12 protein-coding genes are annotated in these 17359 nt (G+C 53.3%); 4 read left to right on the top strand and 8 right to left on the bottom strand.

Going from position 1 to position 17359, the window contains the following annotated elements; all coding sequences use genetic code 11:
• Positions 1–47: 47 nt before the first annotated feature.
• From ACO0LM_RS12900 to ACO0LM_RS12875, 6 genes are all read right to left on the bottom strand, one after another.
• Positions 48–803, bottom strand: coding sequence for a LytR/AlgR family response regulator transcription factor (locus tag ACO0LM_RS12900; protein WP_423037672.1), 756 nt, complete (start codon positions 801–803; stop codon positions 48–50).
• 23 nt (positions 804–826) lie between these two features.
• Entirely contained in the window at positions 827–2197 is a 1371-nt protein-coding gene (locus ACO0LM_RS12895; protein WP_423037670.1) for a sensor histidine kinase, read from the bottom strand.
• Between the two features lie 110 nt (positions 2198–2307).
• Positions 2308–2727: an ANTAR domain-containing response regulator gene (locus ACO0LM_RS12890; protein WP_423037668.1), complete on the bottom strand. Its 420-nt coding sequence runs from the start codon at positions 2725–2727 to the stop codon at positions 2308–2310.
• Between the two features lie 125 nt (positions 2728–2852).
• Positions 2853–5327, bottom strand: a complete 2475-nt coding sequence (locus ACO0LM_RS12885; protein WP_423037666.1) for a S9 family peptidase — start codon at positions 5325–5327, stop codon at positions 2853–2855.
• A 162-nt stretch (positions 5328–5489) separates the two neighbouring features.
• Positions 5490–6899: a M16 family metallopeptidase gene (locus tag ACO0LM_RS12880; protein WP_423037664.1), complete on the bottom strand. Its 1410-nt coding sequence runs from the start codon at positions 6897–6899 to the stop codon at positions 5490–5492.
• Positions 6900–6903: 4 nt separating this feature from the next.
• Positions 6904–8241, bottom strand: a complete 1338-nt coding sequence (locus tag ACO0LM_RS12875) for a M16 family metallopeptidase (protein WP_423037662.1) — start codon at positions 8239–8241, stop codon at positions 6904–6906.
• Between the two features lie 527 nt (positions 8242–8768).
• Here ACO0LM_RS12875 and ACO0LM_RS12870 point away from each other — a divergent pair.
• Positions 8769–10298: a peptide MFS transporter gene (locus ACO0LM_RS12870; protein WP_422984604.1), complete on the top strand. Its 1530-nt coding sequence runs from the start codon at positions 8769–8771 to the stop codon at positions 10296–10298.
• A 58-nt stretch (positions 10299–10356) separates the two neighbouring features.
• Here the strand turns inward: ACO0LM_RS12870 and kdpE are convergent, their stop codons facing one another.
• Together kdpE and ACO0LM_RS12860 are read right to left on the bottom strand one after the other, a co-directional pair.
• Positions 10357–11049: a two-component system response regulator KdpE gene (kdpE, locus tag ACO0LM_RS12865; protein ID WP_423037660.1), complete on the bottom strand. Its 693-nt coding sequence runs from the start codon at positions 11047–11049 to the stop codon at positions 10357–10359.
• 28 nt (positions 11050–11077) lie between these two features.
• Positions 11078–13372, bottom strand: a complete 2295-nt coding sequence (locus ACO0LM_RS12860) for an ATP-binding protein (RefSeq protein ID WP_423037658.1) — start codon at positions 13370–13372, stop codon at positions 11078–11080.
• 208 nt (positions 13373–13580) lie between these two features.
• Here ACO0LM_RS12860 and ACO0LM_RS12855 point away from each other — a divergent pair, with 208 nt between their 5' ends.
• From ACO0LM_RS12855 to ACO0LM_RS12845, 3 genes are all read left to right on the top strand, one after another.
• Positions 13581–14324 carry a hypothetical protein gene (locus ACO0LM_RS12855; protein WP_423037656.1) on the top strand — a complete coding sequence of 248 codons (744 nt, stop codon included), beginning with the start codon at positions 13581–13583 and terminating at the stop codon, positions 14322–14324.
• Between the two features lie 59 nt (positions 14325–14383).
• Positions 14384–15439: a hypothetical protein gene (locus tag ACO0LM_RS12850; RefSeq protein ID WP_423037654.1), complete on the top strand. Its 1056-nt coding sequence runs from the start codon at positions 14384–14386 to the stop codon at positions 15437–15439.
• Between the two features lie 91 nt (positions 15440–15530).
• On the top strand, positions 15531–17321 hold the full coding sequence (locus ACO0LM_RS12845; RefSeq protein WP_423037652.1) for an OmpA family protein: 1791 nt from the start codon (positions 15531–15533) through the stop codon (positions 17319–17321).
• The last annotated feature ends 38 nt before the right edge of the window (positions 17322–17359 follow it).

Here is a 17359-nt window from a genome sequence, read left to right as displayed (position 1 = left end):
TTAGCTGTGGGATTTTTGCAAATCGCACAGCCAGATTTTTTATCTACCTACATAGGTTTGAAGCGCCATGCATACGCCTGGCTTACCTTGAGTTTTTCTTGTGAACCACGGATTTCAACCGTGTATTTTCCCAACTCATCTCTATGGGCGCGCGTGATGGCGTCGGCGCGTACCACCACACCACGGTGAATTTGCCAGAACAGGTCCGGGTCCAGGCCATCCATCAATTCTTTCAAGGGCTTGCGCACATGTGCTTCGTCATCAGCGCAGACTACTCTGGTGTATTTTTCATCTGAACTGAAAAACAGGATTTTTTCTACCGGGAACATCTTGATGGTATCGCCCACGCTGGCGCTGATCCAGCGTATGCGTTCGACGGCATTGTTGCGCAGACGCTTGTCCAGTTCTGACATCAACTGACTGACATCGGTCACCGGTTGCTTTTTGGCGATACGTTCTTTCAGACGTGCAACCGCTTCTTGCAGGCGCAGCTCGGATATCGGTTTCAGCAAATAATCAACCGCCCCGGCAGCAAAGGCGTCGATGGCATGGCTGTCATAGGCTGTGGTGAACACCGCATGACAGCGGCCTTTGACGGCATGTGCCACATCCAGCCCGGTCATGCCGGGCATGCGGATATCCAGGAAAGCGATATCCGGTGCTTCATGGTGTATGGCTTCGAGCGCTTCGGCACCGTGTTCACATTCGGCCAGTATTTCCAGTTCTGGCCATACCCTGGCCAACATGCGGCGCAATTCCTTGCGTGGCAAATCTTCGTCATCGGCGATGATGGCTGTCGTCATAGTATCGCTTCCAAAAAATTTGATCAGGCTTCCAGGGGTAACAGGATGGTCGCGGCGACGCCACCTTCTGCCCTGGCTTTCAATATCAGGCTGGCACGTTCACCATACGTGGAAGCCAGACGCTCATGGATATTCGCCAACCCTATGCCGGAACCGGAACTGCTGCCGGCAAAGCCGACACCATCATCCGCCACTGTCAGTTCCAGCATGGCCGTGCAATCCTGCTCCATGCGTCTGGCACGGATGGCGATATGAACCGGTCCTATCTTTGGTTCCACCCCGTGCTTGACGGCATTTTCAACCAGCGAAATCAACATCAGTGGCGGCAAGGCGGCATCGCTCACTTCACTGTCCACGCTGTAACTGAGACGGGGAATGCGCGCATGCATCAAACCCAGATAGGCGTTGGCGGCTTCCAGTTGTTGCTTCAGCCTGGCCTGGGCCGAACTGCCATCATTGCGCATTTGCGGTATGGTCGCACGCAGGTAATCAACCAGGTGATCGACAATTGCCGTAGCGCGTTGCGGCTCGGTCAGGATGGCAGAGCGCACACCCGCCAGGGTATTGAACAGGAAATGCGGTTCTACCTGGGCCGCCAATACCGACAGGCGCAGCTCTGCCTCGCGGCGCGCATCTTGTGCCTGCTGCAGTTCCTGCTGCCGCATGACTTCAAGCAGGCGTTTTTTCTGGCGGAAGAAATACCAGAAATCCACTGCACCACCGGTATAAATGATCAGGCTGACGGACGCGAACAGGGAAAACCCCTCCAGCATCAGCTTCAGTGCCGGCGAGTGTTCCAGCTTGCTGCCGGCGTCCTTGCCGCCTGCAGGCTGTGCGGCAGTTTCAGCAACACTCGCCTGTGGGGTGACAGCACTAGTTGGCTTGCCCGCTGCATCCTTCGTATCCTTTGTACCCTTTTGTCTGGCGTCTATCGAACCGGCGACGGCCAATTCCACATCGCCGCTGCCCAGCACCAGGTATTTGGTTGCATAGCTGACGCCAGTAAGCACGCCATAACTGCACGCCGCCCCTAGCAATAAGGCCGACAACAGGGCAATCATTTCTTTTTTACCGGCATACGCCTGGTTCCTGACCCAGACTGCCATGGCTGGCCCCAGCAGATGCAGAGCGCTAGCCCCCAGCGTCAGAGGAATGAAAACTGCCGCTGTCTTGCGCATATTGGCGTCGGCCACCCAGCCGACAAACAATACCAGCACATCAATGATGGCAAAAAAGCCTATCCAGGCCTGGGCACGGTAACGGAACCAGATGCGGGAAAAAACCGGATAGTTGCGAGCGCGGGTCAGCCAGGTCTCGCTGCGCGCCGTCACTTCGGATGGCAGCAGTTGTTCTGAAGTACGCAATTGTTTGGACATGGCATTAGAAAGAGACATGGCAATTCTCCGATCAAGTTTTGCTTAGTCTGATACCAGAGAACATGGAATAGGAATGATGCGATAAAACCCGCAGACAGGGGATAAAACCTGATTTTACCGGGATGAACTCAATCGCCGCCAGCTTCACCCTGGCCTTCAGCCACGGCCGCTCTTTGCTGCTTGGCAATACGCAGTATGGTATTGCGTATGGAAGTCAGGACCGCGACCGAATTGAAAGGTTTGACGATAAAACCATGTACCCCACGTTGCTGGGCTGCCTGCAAGGTAGCTGCATCAATTTTGGAGGACACCAGGAATAACAGGGATTTAGGCAATTCGGCCCGCAGCTTGTCCAGCAGTGCCAAACCTTCGGTATCAGCCTCGCCGACATCAACACAAACGACCTGGGGTTTGAGCTTGATGATGCGCGCCAGGCTGGCCGGGCTGAGGTTGGCGTCCCCCACCACCTCATGACCACCGTTGACCAAAACGGAGGAGAGTAAATTGCGGGCGACGGCATTAGCGTCGAGAATGACGGCTTTAAGCATGGGAAACCGATTACATAGTATGTCTGCATACTAATGCAAAACTTTAAGTTCATGTACAAAAGGCAGCAAATCTTGCGAATCTGCTACCTTTTTTAACATTTAAGTTTCCAACTTCTGCTTGCCGCTTAATCCTTGCTGGTGTCTGGCTTGGCATTCTTGACATAGGTTTCCAGCCAGCGATCCTGTTCCCACAGCATATGGAGTATGGATTCCCGGGCGCGGTAGCTATGGCTTTCATTCGGCAGCATGGACAGGCGGGTCACGCCACCCAAGCCTTGTATGGCCTGATACATGCGTTCACTTTGCATGGGGAAAGTGCCGGGATTATTATCCTGCTCACCATGGATGAAGAGGATGGGGTCCTTGAACTGGTTGGCAAAATTGAACGGTGACATGTCCTGGTAGACCTTGTTGGCTTTCCAGTAATTCCTGTCTTCAGACTGGAAGCCAAACGGCGTCAGGCTGCGGTTATAGGCACCAGAACGGGCAATACCGGCGCGGAACAAACGGGTATGCGCCAGCAGGTTGGCAGTCATGAAGGCACCATAGCTATGGCCACCGATGGCAATGCGGTTACGGTCAGCCACGCCCAGGCGCACCACTTCGTCGACCGCTGCCTCGGCATCCATCTTCAGTTGCTCCAGATAAGTGTCATTCGGCTCTTTCTTGCCTTCGCCGATGATGGGCATGGTCGGGCCATCCAGCACGGTATAACCGCGTGCCAGCATGGCATGTGGCCCAGTGTAGGAAATGCGGTTGAACTTGTGGGGTGAACCGATGACCTGGCTGGCGGCCTCTGCCGTTTTGAATTCGCGCGGGTAAGCCCACATGATCATCGGGCGCGGGCCGTCACGTTTTGGGTCATAACCCGGTGGCAGGTAAAGCGTTGCAGTCAGCTCAACACCATCTTCACGTTCATAACGGATCTGCTGCCTTTTCACACCCTTGAACTGCGGCATGGGATGCGGGAACTGGGTCAGCGCACGCGGTCCGGCATTGCTGCTTAAGTCATGCAGGTAAAAATTCGGCCTTTCTTCATTCGATTCACGGCTGGTGACAAAACTGCTGCCCTTGTCATTCAGCACAGCCATCACTTCTTCATAATACGGTGCTTGCGAGCGCCACAGGCGGGTTGCCTGTTTGCTGGCAAGATCGAATTTATCCAGGAATGGCCGGTCGCCTTCAGCGCTGGCACCCGTGCCTGTCAGGAAAATGGCCTTGCCATCCGGCGTCGTGCGCAATACCAGGCGACCCAGGGCATTTTGCGCCATCACCGGCACACCCGGATTGGCATACTGATCTTCGTATTTACGGCTGAACAAGAGCTCCGGCTTGCTGTCCGGCAGCACGGGCTGTACCCGCCAGGTACGGGTATCCTTGGTCTTCACCCAGTTTTCGGTGACCAGCGCCAGGTTATCGCTACCCCATTGCACACTGGCAAAACGCCAGCCCATATCCATGATTTTCTGGGCCGGGCTATCGAAAGGTGCCGCTTGCTGGAACAAGGCGTCATGCACCTTGCTATTCACTTCCGGGTCACCGCCAGCTTGCGCCTCCAGCCAATACAGGGTGGCCGGTTTGTCATTGCGCCAACCGAAATCACGTGGACCTGCCTGCACCGCATCCATCCCGGTTGGCAAGCGCTCGCGCATGGGGCGTTCAGCTACGGTTTTGACTTTCTTGCCCTGGTTGTCCCACAGTTCTATCAACTGGCCAAAGCGATCCATGGGCAACATGGTTGAATACGGGCGACGCAATTGCGTGGTCAAAATCAGTTTGCCATCGGGCGAGGCCAGAGATTTGGTCAGCGTCATGGCATTGCCTATGCGATGCAGTTCACCCCTGACGCTGACGAAACCAAGCTGAGTTTGCAATTGCCAGTCCAGCACATCGCCGTCACGCGGGGTCTTCAGCATGTCGGGATAAGTACGATTCTGGCTGGCCTTGCCGCCCTTGCTTTCTTGCGTATTGGGTCCGGTCGGAACGAAACTGGCGGTTGGCAACTCTTTCTGGCGCAAAGGCAAAAGCCTGACCAGCAATTTGTCCGAGCCTTCTATCCAGGAAAAGCCCGGCCCAGTGACGGCATTGAGTTTGTCGGCCATCAAACGGCGCACTGCCGCCGTCTTGACATCCATCAACCACAGTTCGACACCGTTATCTACCCATATGCTGAAAGCCAGCCAGCGCTCATCCGGCGACCAGACGGTTTCGGCGATCTTGACCTTGGCCGGCAAGCCAGTGACGTCACGCAGTTTGCCGCTGGTGACATCCAGCAGGCTCATGCCATTGCCAAAATCAAAATTGCTGGCGGCACGCGTACGTGGATTGATGCGCAAGCCAGCCAGCTTCAATTCTGGCTGGGACACGTCGGCAATACTGGGCAGGCCAGGCAAGGTCAGTAACAAGGCGGTTTTGCGCTGCGGCCCGAGGCGGAACACCGGCCCCCTGGGTGCATCGACGACCGCCTGCAATTCGGGCGGGGGTAACTGATAACCTGATTCAGTGGTGATGGCAGTGGCAGTGCCGGCAACTACCTGACTGGAAGAAGCGGCCACCAGACTGAGAGTGGCAAAGAAAAACAAGGGTTTGAAACGCAACATAGAAAACGGTCCTGGTCTCTGATTTTGGTTCTGTAGCCTTAACATGAAGACATGTTTTGAGCTCTTAAAAAAACGACCGCCCCTTATACAGGGGCGGCAATTTTTACTTACTTGGTTTACAACATGGTTCTAGAAAAATGGTATGACAAATAAGGTTGCAATTCATTTGGCGACAGGGGCAAAACCATTCGCCGTAATATCCAGCTCGCTGACTTCACCATAGTTGGCAGCGATGCCGCGTATGGTTTCTGCTTTGCCTATCAGTAAGATTTGCAGTTTATCGCGTGGAAAATGTTTGTCCACTAATTGTTTTGCTTTTTCCGGGTTCAGACCGTCAACATCCCGCGTGAAATGATCAATCTGTTCACGACCGACTTTGGAAACATACATATCACTTAACAAACCGGCCAGTTGCAGATTGGTTTCAAAGCGCGGCGGGAATTGCCCCTTGACGTAAGCCTTGGCCGATTCCAGGGTGGCGGCATCAATACCCTTGTCCCATAGACGCTGATAAGTTTTGGTCGCCAATGCCAGTGCCGCTTCGGTTTTGGGGGTGGCGGTAAAGCTGGATACGGCAAAGGTACCGGTGTCCGTCAGCGTGAAAAAGCTGCTGCTGGCACCATAGGTCAGGCCAGAATTGACACGCAGTTCATCATTCAGCCAGGATGTAAAGCGACCACCAAGTATGGTGTTGATCACCTGCAAAGGCACATAGTCGGGGTCACTGCGAGCGATACCGGCACCACCAAACAGGAAGGTGGTTTCAGCAGCATCTGACTTGTTCACCAGCCAGACCCTGGCCTTGTCAGCCTGTACCTTGCCTTTGACTGCCGGTGCCGGCAAAACCCCTGCCGACTGCCATTTACCAAACAGGGCTTCCAGCTGGGTACGCATGGCGGCAGGTTTGAAATCCCCCACCACGACCAGGGCAGCATTGTCCGGGCGATAATAATTTTTATGGAAACTGCGGGCATCCAGGGTCTGCAGAGCCGTCACACTGTTGACTGAACCCGCCACCGGATTGGCATACGCCCCATTCCCAAACAGCATGCTGCGGTAATAATTTTGCACCACGTTACGCGGACTTTCCTTGGCCTGTTTCAAGCCATCGACAGTACGGGCACGCAGTTTGCCAAATTCTTCTTCATTAAAGCTGGGGTGCTGCAAGACATCGGCGATGACGGGCATTAAGGTACTGGCATCATCCCTGGCAAATTCTGCCGACAGGGCCGTTGATTCCGCAGTGGTGACACTGGATATACGGCCACCACGAAAATCAAAACTCTGGTCCAGGGTTTTTTTGTCATATTTGCTGCTACCCAGCAGCAGTGTTTCACCGGTCAGGTTGGATAAGCCAGACTGGCTGCCATCGTTGACGGCCCCGGCCTTGACCACGGCACGCATGGCAATCAGTGGCACATCATGACGTTCCATCAGATACACGGTCAGGCCATTCGACAATTTGGCAGTTTCAAACGCGGGCAGACGAAATTCGGCAGCCTGGCTGCCAACGGCATACAAGCCCAGACTGACGCTGGCCAGGCTGTACGCAAGAATTTTTTTACTGATCATCTTCTTATTCCTCCACTGCAGCAAGTACGCCGACAGTACGTTGTGATTTCTTGAAATATTTTGCGGCCACGGTTTTGATATCTGCCACCGTCAGTTTGCGATAAGCATCGGGCGCATCAAACAATTTTTTATAGTCACCGAAAAACACTTCGTATTCACCCAGTTGCGCGGCCTTGCCATTGATGGTTTCTTGCGTGCGATAAAAATTCAGCAGCTTCTGGTTTTTTACTTTCTGCAATTCTTCTTCGCTGATGCCATCCTTGATCAGACGGTCTATTTCTGCCAGCAAGGCTTCTTCCACCTTTGCTGCCGGCACCTTGTTGGCAGCCACCGCAAAGAAATTGAACAGGCCAGGGTCAAGCGCCTTGCCCTGGTCCGAACCGACCTGTGTTGCCAGACGCTTATCCACCAGTGCCTGATACAGACGCGAGGTATTGCCGTCAGTCAGAATGCTGGAGATCACATTCAATGCATAGTAATCAGGGTGATTGGTAGCAGGCACTTTGTAAGAAATCATCAGGTTGGCAGCGGTGGCCGATTCCTTGCGCACAAACACGCGTCGCTCGCCTTTTTGTTCCGGTTCCACCGTGCGTACTGCCGGTGGCAAGGCACGCTGGGGCACATGAGCAAAATACTGCTCGGCCAGGCGTTTCACTTCATCTGCCTTGACATCACCGACGATGACAGCCACGGCATTATTCGGCGAATAATACACATTAAAATACTTTTGCAGGTCATCCTGGGTCCAGGCCTTGATATCGGACTCATGGCCGATAGTCGGTACCGAATACGGATGGGCACGGAAAGCCGAGGCATATACCTCGCCCCACAAAGCGCGCAAATTGGAATTTTCCAGCCCGGTGCTGCGTTCCGACAAGACCACGCCACGTTCGCTTTCCACCATCTTGGGATCGATGCTCAGATTGGCGATGCGATCACTCTCCAGATCAAAGATGGTCGGCAGCGACACCGCTGGAAACCAGTCCTGGTACACCGTCACGTCATTGCTGGTATAGGCATTATTGGCACCGCCACTGGCTTCCATGGTGCGGTCAAACTGCTTGGGACCAAATTTTTTGGAACCATTGAACATCATGTGTTCAAAAAAATGCGACAGCCCGGTGATGCCCGCGACTTCATTGCGGGAACCGACTTTCCAGTAGGTATACATATTCGCATTGGGAATGGTAGTGTTTTCCAATACCAGGAACTTCATGCCATTGGGTAGCGTAAAGGTGTTCACCTGCTCTACTGTCACCGCCTGTGCGATGCCTGCCATACCCGCCATGCCCGCCACACCACATAACAGGTTGCCAGCGGCAACCAGGTTTTTCCACTTCATTGTTCTCTCCCTTGTGTGCGTGTTTTGTTTGTGTTTTGTTCGTGGACGAATTCCAACAAATCTGTTCCAAGTCTGTTCAGACTGCATAGCTGCGGACTGGTTCATTTCATGCTATCGCGACAAGACTCAAGATCACCCTGCCCGGCGTCTGCGCCGATTCCGGCACAAGGCAGCCCCGTCAAGGCAAGGGCGCACCTGCGCATTGACTCTGCATTTCCTCTGCTTTGGTCTCCGCAGCCCGTGTCAAAAAAGCACATATTCATTATTTTTTTGATACTCATCTTGCAAGTGCATGTAAGCAAATGTAAGTGAGATATGATGAATGATGCCATATCCGGGCGACGATATCTGCACAATGTTTGTGCAGCAATTTTTGCTGCGGTGCGCAATATGTCTTTTTATTTGGCCTTTTTGTCGTGGTAAGCTACGCGCCGAATTGAATCAATTCATATCATTTAATGATACACAATGAAAAAAATTTTGCGACACAAATTACTTTTAATACCAAATAAACACTGGAGAGCACTTTGAACACAATTCAAACGCCAGCCGCACACACCATCCTGGGACATCCGGATAGCCTGTTTGTGTTGTTCTTCACAGAAATGTGGGAACGGTTTTCTTATTACGGCATGCGTGCCTTGCTGGTGCTGTTTCTGGTCACCACCGTCGACAAAGGCGGCTGGGGCTGGAGCCGTGCGGATGCCGCCAGCTTGTACGGCTGGTATACCGGCCTGGTATATTTGACCCCTATCCTCGGTGGTTATATTGCCGATCAGTTACTCGGTAGCCGCCGTTCCGTCGTGCTGGGTGGCTTCATCATCGCTGCCGGTCACGCCTGCCTGCTGCTGGATACCCCTGCGACTTTCTATACCGGCCTGAGCCTGGTAGTTGCTGGTACCGGCTTGTTCAAACCGAATATCTCTGCCATCGTTGGTCAGTTGTATACCAAGGACAATGAAGGTGGTCGTGATGGCGGTTACACCCTGTTTTACATGGGCGTCAACTCTGGTGCCTTCTTCGGTATCCTGTTGTGCGGCTACATCGGCGAAAAAATATCCTGGCCCATGGGCTTTGGCCTGGCCGGTGTCTTCATGTTGCTGGGTGCGATACAGTTCTATTTTGGTCAGGGTATCTTTGGTGATATTGGTCTCGCCAAGTCACAGCAAAAAGGCGATGTCGTGGTGGCAGAAGAAGCCGCACCACACATCGTTGCTGACCGTCTGATCGCCATTTGCGTGTTCTCTTTCTTCACCATCTTTTTCTGGTTTGCGTTTGAGCAGGCCGGTGGTTCAATGACGATTTTTGCAGCTGATTACACGGACCGTGCTCTGGTCGGTACCAGCGGCATGGCATTTAAAATCGTCAACAGCCTGATGACGGTGATCCCAACCATCATCCTGTCATGGCTGCTGCTCAAGCTGTTTGCCGGTACCGCAAAGCGCTATCTGCTGTCGAATGCCCTGCTGGTCATTTGCATAGGCTTGATCTGGGCCCTGGTGATCTGGATGCTGCGCCGTGAATTTGCACTCGACCAGTCCAGCGTACCTGCCACCTGGTTTGGTGTATTGAATTCTTTCTTCCTGGTGATCCTGGCACCAATGTTTTCCAAAATGTGGGAAAAATACTGGAACCCTAGCGGCCCCGTCAAATTTGGTGTTGGCCTGATCTTGCTGGGCCTGGGGTTTGCGGCGCTGTCCTACGGTTCTGCCAGCATCCCTGCCGGTGCCAAAACCGCGGGCGTCAGCATGATCTTCCTGATCGCCGCCTACTTCTTCCATACCATGGGAGAACTCTGCGTATCACCGGTCGGTCTGTCGTATATCAGCAAGCTGGCACCGCCACGTCTGCTCGGCCTGATGTTTGGCGTCTGGTTCCTGAACACCGCCATTGCCAATAAACTGGCTGGCTTCAGCGGCAGTTATATCGACGATATTTCCAAGCATTATTCCATGTCCATCTTCTTCCTGATCTTCACCCTGATCCCGATCGCAGCAGGTGTGGTACTGATGTTGCTGGATAAATGGATGAAAAAGAAAATGCACGGCATCCACTAAGAAGCCTTTGCATAAAAAAACCCCGCACCATGATCCATCGTGCGGGGATTTTTTTATGCTAAACCGTAGTCAGCAGGCGATAACCTACCGCCGTCTCCGTCAATAAATACACGGGCAAATTCGGTTCATCTTCCAGTTTTTGCCGCAGACGCCCCATGAAAATCCGTAAGTAATGGCCATTCTCTGCATTCGATGGCCCCCACACTTCACGCAATAATTGTGGATTGCTGACCACCCGGCCCGGATTAGCCGCCAATACTGCCAGCAAGCGATATTCTGTCGGCGTCAAGTGCACAACTTGCCCGGCCTTGCTGACCAGCTTGGCTTTCAAGTCTATCTTGATATCGCCAAACTGCATCAGGCCATCCCCCTCGCTAGGACGCTGGCGGCGCATTGCCACCCTGACCCTGGCCATCAGTTCCGCCACTCCAAAAGGCTTGGTCAGATAATCATCTGCCCCCGCATCCAGCGCCTTGACCTTGATGTTTTCATCATCACGGGCCGACAGCACTATCACCGGTACCTGCGACCATTTGCGAATATCACGAATGAAATCGAGGCCGTCGCCATCAGGCAGACCAAGATCAAGGACGATGAGATTGGGTTTGCGTGTACCGGCATCGATCAGGCCACGCATCATGGTCTCGGCCATGAATACCTGCCAGCCCTCGGCTTCCAGCGACATCCTGACGAAGCGTCGTATCTGTGGTTCGTCTTCCACCAGCAGGGCGATATTGCAAGGTTCACTCATGGGTATTCCATTCTAAAACTGGAGCTGCTCATTCCATTTCCATCTCATCCAATTCATCCAGCGCGCTGATGTCCTGCTGGTTGCCGAGTGCCAGCTGAAACTCGAAACAGGCACCGCCCTGGCTGGCCGGGCGCGCACCTATCTTACCACCGTGGGCTGCTATCACCGCGCGACAGATGGACAGACCCAAACCCATGCCAGGCTGTGCCGATTCGCGTTCACCACGGGTAAATTTTTCAAAAATAGCTTCCTCTTTACCGGTAGGCAAGCCAGGACCATTATCCGACACACTGACCAGCAACATATCATCGCGACGCTCGGCGGCGATGGTAATCATGCTGCCGGGCGCTGTGTATTTGCCGGCATTTTCCAGCAAATTGCACAGTACTCTTTCCAGCAGCAAGGCATCATACCGCACCAGCGGGATGGCATTCCCCATGCTGACCTGTATCTGATGCCTGCTCAATGAAAACTTGCAGGCACGGACTGCACTGCCTATCACTTCCTGTATCGCTTGCCATTGCAAATTCAAGCGCACCTGGCCACTTTCTATACGCGCCATGTCGAGCAGATTATTCACCAGACGACTCATGCGCAGAGCTTCATCACGCAAGGCCAAGGCCAGTTCATGTTGCTGACTGCTCAAATCCGGCTTGGTCAGTGACAGGGTTTCAGACAAACCGACCAGCGAAGTCAGTGGTGTACGCAAATCATGCGACAAGGCAGACAACAAGGAATTGCGCAAGCGCTCTGATTCCATCGTCACCAAGGCATCTTGCGCCACTTCGACATAGTGCACCCGTTCCAGCGCAATCGCCGCCAGCGTAGCAAAGGTGTCCAGATGTTTGCGTTGCTCAATGATGTGCATCCATTTGCTGTCGCCTGCCTGCACCACCAGTACACCACGGGTGCGCATGGGTGCCACCAGCGGCAGATACCATATGCTGCCGCCTGCTTCGGGGCAGATTAATTCTGTACGCTCAAATGCGGTTTGTGCCGTTTGCATATCCAATGCACTCATATTCAGGGCGTTGCCATATTCCGGTCCAAACTCGGCTGGATACTGCAAGCGCCCATCAGCGTTCGGCAATAGCAGGCTGGCCCTGGCCTGAAAAGCATCTTCTATGAAATTGCGGCAAATGTCGCTGATCTGCTCCGTCTGCAACGCGGCTGACAGGGCACGCGCAAATTCATTGATGGCGCTTGCCCGCAAGGCCCGGTATTCGGCCACCCGGCTTTGCGTGCTGACATCCGCAATGAGCTTGGCGGCCATGCCACCCAACAGCAGGATCAGCACCATCGTCAGTGCATATTGCCAGTCATTGATCCAGAAAGAAAAACGTGGCTCGACAAAAAAGAAATCAAAACACAAGGTAGTCAGTACACTGGCTAGCAAAGCCGGGCCACGCCCCATGCGCATCGCCACGGCCATCACAAAAAATAACAGGATCAGGGCAATATTGGCAGGCTCTATATAGGATTGCCAGGGCCAGACCACCAGCACTGTCAACAAACTGATCGCTGTCGCACGCAGATAAGGCTGGCGCGTCAGCGTTCTGGCCACCGGCATGAAATATTCCACACGGCCTGTGCTTTGCCGCTTACGTGCTGCCGGGTCTGGTTTGCTGACTTGCCCTTCTCCTTTGATGCGGTCGGCATTGCGGCGTATTGCCAGATTGCGCAAAGCCATCAAATGGCCTTTGCGATACCAGGGTTCGCTGGCCTCAACACCTGCGCGCCGCAATTGTCCATGTTCAAAACGTGCAATCAATTCATCGACAGGGACATCCAGCAAAATCACTTCATCGGCATTGTCAAAGACGCTGTCCGGTATGGTCTGGATCCGGGTTTGGTTCTGGGTCCGGGCCACCTTGGTAATCGCGCTGACTGCGCCATGTAGTCCTTCCAGGTCTTGTACATTGACTGTGGTGTACACATCCGTTCCCGCTGCCAGCATATCGCGCACGTCTTGCCAGCGGGTGTCGTTCCGCATGACATGGCTATCATCAGTCATATTCAAATGTGCCAGTTCATCCAAGAGCAAAAGTTCAGGCTGGAAGTCGAGCGCAGCGGCCAGGTCGAATTCACCATGACGCAACAGCATGCAACCCGGACCGGCCAATGACTGCAGTTCAGCCTGCAAAGCCACTACGTCAGTTGGCTGATTCACGGACAGATGGATCAGGGTTTTTCGCCCCAGTGCCAATTGCTGACGGGCAGCGTTGAGCATGGCATAGGTCTTACCGACACCATTCACGGCACCAAAGTAAATACGCAAGCTGCCCTGAGATTCCGGCATGGCCGAATGTGTGTTCGCGTTCATCGAAGTGAGTATAAACCAGATTGATCTGATTGATCTGATAGCGCAGTGTGAGTATTCGTCTGGTGCACGATAACAGCAACGGTAAATTCCCGCATCAATTACCACGGCATGTTTACTTTATGTTTACGCCGGTTTTCAAACTCGTTACGCAGCATTTACGCCTTCATTGCTAAGCTGTCTTCATCGCAATTCAGTCATGGAGAAAACAATGAACGACACCAAAACCGGCCTGGCAACACGCCTTTTTCACAGCGCAAAAGACCTGGTCTGGCAAGACGATGTCTCAATGCGCAGCATTCGCCAATCAACTATGGTCAATGCAGAGGCTGCAGCAGAAAACCCCGCCATGCTCACTGTCACCAGAGCCGCTACGCAACATGCCAGCGAGCTTCCTGAAACAGGAATGAGCAAAGAATTATTTGCCCTGGTGATGGAAAGGCCAACCGCGTATTCAGCCCTGGCCGAAGCCATCGCTGCATTGGCAGAATTGCCCCTGGATGAAGCAACCCGTTATCGCTCTGCCTTTGCTGTACTCAGGAAAACCCAGCAGCGCACGGTGGAACAGGTGATGCAAGCCATTACCACCCATATGGATGTGCTGGTGGCAGAGCAAAGCCGTTTTTCCAGTCAGTCACATGCTGCTGAAGAAGCTGAAATCCATGCCCGCCTGCAAGAAGTCAAGGCACTCGGTAGTGCCATCACGCAAGGCAGGCAACAGATAGAACAATTGCGCAACGAGACCGAACAACGCATCAGCAAAGTACAGGAAGACCTGGAACGTAAACAGCTGCGTGCAGCCGAGTTGGAACGTGAAGCCGATATGCGAAAGAAAGCGATAGAAAAAACCGTACAAGACTTTACCCTGGCGGCAAACACCGTCAAGGCCAGACTGGAGGCAGATCAGTTGCGTATTGGCCAGCACCTTGCCACCTCATCCACTTCAGCCACCTAAGCCAACAATGTCTGAAGCGGGTAGTACAACGCTTTATTTAAAAAACCAAGAGAACAATCATGAGTGAACATATACCTGGAGTCCCCTCCAATTTCAAGCCCAAGTCTTTCTGGGAAAAACCAGAAGGCGTGACCGGGCAAATCGTTGCCGTCAGTGCGATAGCTGGTGTCGGTTATGTCTTGTATGCATGTCTGCCTAAAATTATCACACTGCTGGAAAACACTTTGTATGCAGGCGTGCTGGGTGTAACGGCCATCGCCTTTGCCTATGTCGCGACCGACAGGCGTTTCTGGCGGCTGGGTTCTTACCTGTACCAAAATGCTATGCGGGCGATTACCCGTCTGTTCGTCGAAATTGACCCGATAGGCATCATGCAGACCTATGTGTCTGAGCTGGAGAAAAAACTAGGCAACATGAATGGCCGCATCGCCAGCCTGGCTGGAATGATACGCGCCTGCCAGGAAGAAATACGCAGCAATGAAAGCATACGCAACAAGTCTTTGATGATGGTGAAAGAAGCCAGCAAGGCCGGCAAGACCATCGTGATTGCAGAAGAATCACGCCAGGCCGGTCGCATGCAGGAAGCCAATATCACCTATCAGGATTTGCTGACCAAGATGCAGTTGCTGTATGCGGTGCTGGTGAAATACCAGGAAATTTCGCTGTTCCTGATCAAGGACATCAAGCGCGAGATTGACGTCAAGCAGCGTCGTAAAAAAATGACGGATGCTGCCTACTCCGCCATTAAATCAGCGCGCAGCATCATCAATGGCGACCCCGACGCACGTGCCATGTTTGATATGGCGAATGAATACCTGGCCAATGACTATGCAATGAAAATAGGTGAGATCGAAGACTTTGTACGCATGTCGGATTCTTTTGTCAGCACCATCGATTTGCAAAACGGTATGTATGAAGCAAGCGCCATGAAGATGATAGAGGAATGGGAAAAACGTGGCGACTCCATCCTGCTGGGCGCAGACCAGAAGCGCCTGATGATAGAAGGCAGCTATGCCGGTAACACAGTCACGACCAGCAAGACTGATGCATCCACCACGCCCGGTAATACGCCAGCGGATGGCAGTGCACAGAAAAACTGGTTTGACCACAAATGATTTGGAAGCCTCATGCATCTGATGCCTGATGCAAATGAAGTGAAGTGAAACGTAACGTAACGAGTAAACAAGCATACACAAGGAGAAAAACATGCTTAAGCCCTTACCCCGTCTGTTGCTGATTGCCACCGTTGTCGGTGCCGGCATCTACGGCTTGAATACCTATGTAAAAAGCAGCAATGGCCTGAAATTCTGGAGCGTAAAAACAGCCGTACCGACGGCGATGGAAATCCCGGTCCAGGCCAATGCACAAGGCCAAAACAGCATTGCTGCCGCATTTACGCTGGCACCGTCCACGCTTGACTACCAGGCACGCATGCTGGTCTTGCCATGGAATGCCGAAGCATCCATCCATTATGCCAACGGTGATGCGACAACCGCACGCGGCAGCCTGATGGATAAACACGGCGTCCACCTGCAACTGGAACGTCAGGACGACTATGCACAAATGATCGCCGAACAAGCCATCTTTGCCGGTGAAGTTGCCAAAGGCGTGGCTTACCCGGGCAAAGGCGCTGCCTTTGTCGTCATCATGGGTGACGGTGGTCCCGGCTATTTCGCTGCGGCGCAGGAAAGCATGAGCAAACTTGGCCAGCAGATTGAAGTGATAGCTTCACTTGGCTATTCACGCGGGGAAGACAAATGCATGTTGCCAGCCGAAGTCGCTACTGATCCGCAAAAGGCACGCGGCGCACTGATTGGTGCCGTCTTGCGCGATGGCGACTGGAACATCTGCATGAAGTATGCGGCCGACAATAAAATCCCGGTCAATCCTGACGTTAAAACCTATGACCCGGATGCGATCAATTTTGTCAGTGTCGCTTCATTTGCCGAATCGGATGAAAAACTGATCGCTGCCGCCAACCAGGGTGCTTGCGAAACTCGCCCGGTGATACGGAATGGCAAGACCACCAGTGAACGCCGTAAAGTTTGCCAGAACGGTACCGCCACCTGGACCCCAGGTGATGTCAAGGTGGCGCGCGAAGTTGGTGGCCTGGCTGCCGTTGCTTCCACCCGTGAATACATGTGGCAGATGCCAGCCACCATCATTGGTAACCGCCAATGGATGGCGCAAAACCCTGAGTATGTCAAAAACATGCTGGCTGCCGCATTTGAAGCCACCGACGCCATTCGCAGCAACGACACGGAATTGCTGAAAGCCAGCGCGGTGGTTGCCAAAGTCGCCAAAGAAGAAAATGCACAATGGTGGATGAAGTACTACAAGGGTGTGGTAGAGAAAGACCGTAAAGGCCTGGACATACGCCTGGGCGGTTCGACCTCCAGCAACCTGGCGGACAACCTGTTCCTGTTTGGCCTGAACGGCAATGATAATTTGTACCAGCGTGTCTATAACGTCTTTGGTGGCATTGCAAAACAATACTACCCGGCCGACATGCCAGAAATCATCAGCTACGACAAGGTGGTCAACACCAGTTATCTGCAGGCCTTGGCAGCCCGTGCGAAGAGTATGACAGCCCGTGCAGACACGCCACGTTTTGATCAGAATGCACCCGCCGTATCCACCTTTGCCAAACGTGGCTGGGCGATTGAATTTGAAACCGGCAAGGCCAGCTTTAAACCAGCGGCGACGGAAACGCTGGAAGCTTTGCTGAATCAGGTTGCTGTGTCCGGCCTGGCGATACAAATCAATGGCCATACCGATAAGGCTGGCAGCGCCGACGCCAACCTGATCTTGTCGAGAAAACGTGCGGACGCAGTACGTAGCTGGTTGCAAGCGAATGCAGCATCTGAATTCCCGGAAGGACGCATCCGCGTGCGCGCCTTTGGTGACAGCCAGCCTGTGGCGGATAACAGCACTGCCGAAGGCCGTGCCCATAACCGCCGGGTAGAAGTCGCGCTGATCAAGACCAGCAATGAATAAGCAAACTGTTTGGGCTGAATATTCCAGAAATACATCAG

This window comes from Undibacterium sp. Di26W (assembly GCF_049340265.1).
GTDB lineage: Bacteria > Pseudomonadota > Gammaproteobacteria > Burkholderiales > Burkholderiaceae_D > Undibacterium.
Note: the sequence above shows the minus strand (reverse complement) of the source record. Positions and strands in the feature narration are given on the sequence as shown.